4 protein-coding genes are annotated in these 5,857 nt (G+C 51.8%); 3 read left to right on the top strand and 1 reads right to left on the bottom strand.

Annotated elements, in window-relative coordinates; translation table 11 throughout:
- Positions 1–151 precede the first annotated feature (151 nt).
- Positions 152–1,291, bottom strand: a complete 1,140-nt coding sequence (locus tag DEF47_RS04565; RefSeq protein WP_012187640.1) for a polysaccharide deacetylase family protein — start codon at positions 1,289–1,291, stop codon at positions 152–154.
- 244 nt (positions 1,292–1,535) lie between these two features.
- Between DEF47_RS04565 and DEF47_RS04570 the strand changes: the two genes are divergently transcribed.
- The 3 genes from DEF47_RS04570 (at position 1,536) to DEF47_RS04580 (ending at position 5,620) form a co-directional block, all read left to right on the top strand.
- Complete coding sequence (locus DEF47_RS04570) at positions 1,536–3,377, top strand: hypothetical protein (protein ID WP_287044994.1); 1,842 nt, start codon at positions 1,536–1,538, stop codon at positions 3,375–3,377.
- A 72-nt stretch (positions 3,378–3,449) separates the two neighbouring features.
- Entirely contained in the window at positions 3,450–4,442 is a 993-nt protein-coding gene (locus tag DEF47_RS04575) for a YpdA family putative bacillithiol disulfide reductase (protein ID WP_012187638.1), read from the top strand.
- 5 nt (positions 4,443–4,447) lie between these two features.
- Complete coding sequence (locus DEF47_RS04580) at positions 4,448–5,620, top strand: class I SAM-dependent methyltransferase (protein WP_287044995.1); 1,173 nt, start codon at positions 4,448–4,450, stop codon at positions 5,618–5,620.
- The last annotated feature ends 237 nt before the right edge of the window (positions 5,621–5,857 follow it).

Below are 5,857 nucleotides of genomic sequence, written 5' to 3' on the forward strand. Positions count from 1 at the left end.
AATCCCCCTGCACCCCCTCAAGGACAATTATCGAGTGTTATACATTCACCGATAAACCTCAAGATCAGTGGTTCAAAGGGGAAATATACCCTTAGTAGGGGTGAAAGGATTTTGAACCCTAGCCCCTGAACCCTGATCACCGGCCCCTCGCCTACTTCCGTTCGTAGCGGCGCACTTCCAAGTCGGGGCGCAAACGGCCTTGTTGCTCCTCGCCAAGCGTTTCCTCGCTGGGCACGGTAATTGTATCGGGGTCGCCATCGGAGATAAATTTGAGATCAGGTCGTTCTTCAAACAACTGATACCAATATTCCAATTGCGAATCAACCGCTTGCGTTCGGCGAATATGGTAGGGATCGAAGTTTTGCGAATAGGGCGAAGGGCTAGCGCCACCAGTGACATCAACCGCTGCGCTTAATGTATAGCTCTCACCTTCAGATTCGCCTTCGCGGACCAAACTCTCATCTTCGGGAAACATACCCAAGGGATAGCTCAGGCTCGTGACTTGATAACCATCGCCAATACGCTCCTCAAGTTCTTTGATCGAGAAGGCTAATTGCCATTGAATTTGCTCGGCATCAGCCTCGTCGAGGCGTTGATGGGTGTAGGTATGAGTGCCAACCTCGCCGCCCAAGGCCACAATTTCTTGAAGTTTTTGGGTGGCAAACTCAGGCTGACCAAACAAAACCCGCTCTTTTACATCAACATCGATCAACGGGAAGAACACCGCAATCGCCGGAAAATCGGGGTGCTCGGCGGCAAACGCTTGCAAAATGCCCATGGCCGAAGTTGGGTCAAGCGTACCATCTTCAAGATAGCGGAACTGACCATCCGATGAATCGTCAAAGGTCAAAACAACTGGCGATTTGCCCAGCGGCACGCTAATGTTGTTATCAACCAAATCGCGCAAGGTCATTGGGTAAAAATTATTGGCATACAACCACTCTAAATCCTTGCGCAAATTTTCGGGCGAACGGCTATAGTCTGCATCGGGAGATTCAATTAAGTGATATTCTAAGACCAAAACCCAGCCAATCTCATTGGGTGCATACTTCGCGAGATCGGCATCGCTGAGACCAGCGGGGGTTGGTGAAGCTTCGGAAGTTGCTGTTGCAGCCAAGGTTGGTGAAGCAGCCGTCGTTGGCGAGGCGGCAGTGGTTGGGCTAGCAGCAACAGTTGTGGTTGCAGTGGGAGCTTGGGTTTGTGGTGCTTGCGTGGCAGTGCCCTGACCACAACTCAACAACACCCCACACAGCGTCAAACCCCACAGTCCACGAATCCAACGTCGAATCATGCCTACGGTACTCCTTATCTTTGCGATCATCAGCACGATCTTGTGCTATTATCGTGCGCGATTCTATATAATCATCATACTCGATCTTGCCGACCCACCGTAGCGCTAGAGAAGCGTGAGAAGCTGACAAATTCCTGAGACAGTTCCGCCCCTATGCGGTTTGTTAACTGGAGGACTGCCCATGGCCTTCGCCACACCCGAACAGGTGCATCGTTACCCTCGTCGGTTCAAATGGATTTTTGAGGTGCTTTGTACTGTCCTCATTGTAGTTGCTGTGGTGCGTTGGGGACGTGCCGTTTTGCAGTATCTCTGGGATAGCCGCAACATCAATGCAGCCTTTGCTGCCCGCGACACGTTTTATGAACCCTTGGTCAACTGGTTTAACCAAACCGGAACGACCCGCCCACGCCTGCGCGACTTGGCGGATCTTGCGCCTTATTTTGGCTGGTTGGGCTTAACCTTGCTCGTGGTTGTTTTTGTTCGTAATTTCTTCCCCACCATTCGCACGAGCAGCCGTGGTATTTTAATTGAATGGGGCAATGGTTGGTTGCCAGTCGGTTGGGAGCAAGTCAGCGGGCTGCGGGTTACCGAAGACCTTTCTGGCGAACGCTTTGTGGTGTTGCTGCAAACCAACAATAAGGCCTTGACCGGTTGGCATCGCTTTTATAGTGTGCTGTATCGGTTTAGCCTACGCCGAGGTATCCTCATTACCTCGGGCATTTCCGATTTTCTACCGTTGGTGCGCATGCTCACCAGTGAGCTGGAACAGGTGGCTCGCCAAACTAAACAGCCAGCAGTTAAGCTTGATGAAAAGGCTTCCTCGCCGTTGTTTCAATTGTTGCTCAGCCCAGCGGGTTTCTTCAGCCGCCGCTCTAAAAGCGATAAAGATTATGTTGAGTATGCAACCCAAGCTGGCTTAACGGCCCAACCTGGTCGGGTCGCTAGCATTATGGCGACCTATCCCAAACGCATCAGTAGCTTGCTGGTAATCGGCACGGCAGTGATGGCGGTGCTGGGGCTGCTGCGCGTGCTTGAAATGCTGCGCCAATGGATTGGCCTGAGTTTTGGCGTGGGCGGCATTTTCAAAAGTGCCCCTTTACCGCTTGATCAAAGTGCTTGGTGGCTACCCGTCGCCGCTGTACTCCTACTCGTGGTGTTAATTCCCATTCTGGTGGTTATTCGCAACATTCTGCCCGATATTGAATCGCGCCAAGAGGGCTTGATGGTGCGCTATTTCAACCGTTGGCTGCTCGTGCGCTGGGAAGAAATTATCGCAGTCAAAACCGCCAGCCTCTCGGAAAATAACCATGTGATGCTGATTCAAACGACGAATCAGAGTTTGAAGATGATGCACCACATTTCATCGTTGCTGTTCGATGGCTCGAATGCACGAGGGGTGCTGTTAACGTCAGCATTGAGCGTCTATGATCCATTGGTGCAGCAAATTGTGCTCGAAGTTTCACGTCGCCAACGACCTAGTGAGCAAGATGAAGGCATTTTGACCGAAGATGCCCCAGCTTGGTTGTTGCGCTTGATGTTCAAGCCCAGCGATGCGATCGATCGCATGGTTTCGAATATTTTGCGCCGCGAAGATAGCACCAAAATTAAATTTGATACGATGATGATTCTCGGGCGGCCAATGGTCTGGCTGACGGCAATTCCGACATTAATGCTGCTGGTTGAGCGCCATATTAACGGCGTGCACTATCCAACCGTCAGCTCAATTATCAATGTGTTGGTATTTGTTTTCATCTGTTTGTTGGAATACCCAATTGCGGCGGCGGTGGCCCAGTTCAGCGAACGCAATCTGGATGGTGATGCCCATCTGGCCCGTCCGTTTTACCTCTACCCTACCGCCCAATTGCCACGAATTGTGGTGATGTTGGGGGCATTGTTGCTGCTGGTATTGAACGTGCCTCTGCTGCCAGTGCTGCTCTGGATTGGCGCAGCAATTTGGTCATTCCTCTTGACCGCTGGTTTGTGGGAAGGGCTCTATGGCTGGAGTGGTGGTAAATTATTAGGTATCGGCGCAATTCCGGCGATTATTCAGGTGCTGGCGTTGATGATGTGGGCTTCGATGAGTTAATTGATCCTGTTGGCACCGCAGAGGGCGCTCAATCCTAGCGCTCTCTGCGGTTTTTTGTTCTGAGGAGCAGTTATGCAATCCTACGATGTGATTATTATTGGGGCTGGGCCAAGTGGCCTGAGCGCGGCGATTGCGGCGCAACAAGCAGGCTTCAACTATTTGGTGCTTGAGCGTGGCGCAATCACCAACACGATTATTGATTATCCGCTACAAACGGTGTTTTTTAGCACTGCGCCCAATTTAACGATTGGCAATGTGCCATGGAGCAGTATTCATCCGCATCCAACTCGTACCGAAGCGTTGGCCTACTATCGCGGCGTGGTTGAGCATTTTCAATTAAATGTTCAGATGTACGAGCCAGTTCAAGCCTTAGAACGCTTGAGCGATGGCACGTTTCAGCTACACACAACCCGCCACGATCAAACCAGTGCTAGGTATGCTGCGCGAGCGGTGATTGTCGCCAGCGGCTCGTATGATACGCCCAATCGGTTGGCGATTGCCGGGGCTGAGCTAGGCAAAGTTAAGCATTATTATCGTGAAGGCCACCCCTTTTATCGCCAAAATGTTGCGGTAATTGGCGGCGGCAATTCAGCTGCCGAAGCTGCGCTCGATTTATATTATCACGGCGCAAATGTCACGATCATTCATCAGTTTGCTGGTTTAGATCAACGAATCAAGCCATGGATTGCTGCTGATTTGAAGGCTTGGATCGAAGCAGGCAAAATTCAGACCTTTTGGGAAGCTAATCTTAGTGCCATTACGCCAACCAGCATCCACATTACCAGCGCCGCTGGCTCGCAGCACGAACAAGCCAATGATTGGGTTTTTGCCTTGATTGGCTATCGACCAAACACCAGCATGCTCGAAGCAGTTGGAGTTACGGTTGATCAAGATGCTGTGCCAAGCCATAACTCGACCACCTTTGAAACCAATGTGCCGAATTTATTTATCGCTGGCGTGTTGGCGGCGGGAGCACACCCGAGCAAAATCTTTATTGAAAATGGCCGTGAGCATGGCCCAGCCATTATCGCCGAGTTGCGCCAACGTTGGGCAGGGCCGCGCTGATGGAGATGGAAGGGTTTCGTTGGTTGTTGAGCGACGCTGGCCAACAACTCTTGGCTGAACTCAGCAATGATCGCGATTTGAATGAAGCTAACTTTTTGCGCTACACCACCAAATTGCGCAAACACTACCCAGCCGAGGCGGTAACGGCGGCTTTGGAAACCAACTTATTGCGCCGCGCCGCCCAAGCTAAATTTCCCCAAGCCAGCCAACTATATTTTACCCGTGAGGCCTTGGAGCAAGCTACGCCTTGGCTGGTTGCTAGCTATCGCCAACGCCATTTTGCGACTGGCTCGCGGCTGGTCGATTTGGGTTGCTCGGTTGGCGGCGATGCCTTGGCCTTAGCGCAAAGTTGCTCGGTTTTGGCGATCGATCGTGATCCATTGCGGTTGGCAATGCTTGAGGCCAATGCTCAGGCGCTTGGGCTAAGCCAGCAAATCAGCATCCAAGAGGCCGATTTTACCACGCTAGAATTTGCGGGCTACGCTGGTTTATTTATCGATCCGGCGCGGCGCAGCAATGGCAAGCGCATTTGGGATGTTGAGCACTATCAGCCGCCGCTTTCTACCTTGGAGCGTTGGCGTGGGCAAGTGCCAATCCATGGAGCTAAAGTTGCCCCAGGTATTCCCGATGATGCCGTGCCTGCTGGCTATGATCTTGAGTTTATTTCGCTTGATGGCGATTTGCGCGAGGCCTGTTTGTGGTGGCAAGCTGGTCAGGTTGGCGGGCAACGCAAGGCAGTGGTGCTCACTAGTGCTGGTGCTGAACACAGCTTAATTGCCGATTCCACCCAAGCCGCCGCTGCACTCAGCGAGCCACTGGCCTATTTGTACGAGCCTGATCCAGCGGTGATTCGAGCGCACGCCGTGGCAGATATTGCCAATCAGTTGGATTTAGCTCAATTTGATGCCAGCATTGCCTACCTTACCAGTGATCGCTTGGTACAATCGCCATTTCTGCGAGCTTGGCAAATTGAGCAATGGCTACCGTTTAATTTGAAACTTCTGCGCCAAATATTGCAAGCGCGTGAGATTGGCCGCGTAACCGTCAAAAAGCGTGGCTCGCCGATTACCCCCGAAGAATTAAGCAAACAACTGCGCTTGAAGGGTCGCTACGAGCAAACGTTGGTGCTGACCAAACTACAAGGCCAGCCAGTCGTGCTGTTGGTAAAATTGCTTTAATTTGCGCTCTATCTGCTGCATATCAGCTGCCTATCAGCTACATTTGCTGCCAAAACCGCTATAAACTTCGTCTTAGGTGTAATGTCGGATTGATCTAAATCTTGATCCATTATCCCGCTTGCACCCTCCTTACAAGGGTAGGTTTTTAACAATCATGGATGATCACCACCCTTCCGTCCCGCCTCAAGGCGGGAGACGCAGGGGGCTTTAATCCCCCTGCACCCCCTCAAGCACAAT

The organism is Herpetosiphon sp. (assembly GCF_003512625.1).
Classification (GTDB): domain Bacteria; phylum Chloroflexota; class Chloroflexia; order Chloroflexales; family Herpetosiphonaceae; genus Herpetosiphon; species Herpetosiphon aurantiacus.

Coding starts and splice junctions, on each gene's coding strand:
- DEF47_RS04565 (WP_012187640.1), bottom strand. CDS start 1,291: ATGATTCGACGTTGGATTCGTGGACTGTGGGGTTTGACGCTGTGTGGG.
- DEF47_RS04575 (WP_012187638.1), top strand. CDS start 3,450: ATGCAATCCTACGATGTGATTATTATTGGGGCTGGGCCAAGTGGCCTG.
- DEF47_RS04580 (WP_287044995.1), top strand. CDS start 4,448: ATGGAAGGGTTTCGTTGGTTGTTGAGCGACGCTGGCCAACAACTCTTG.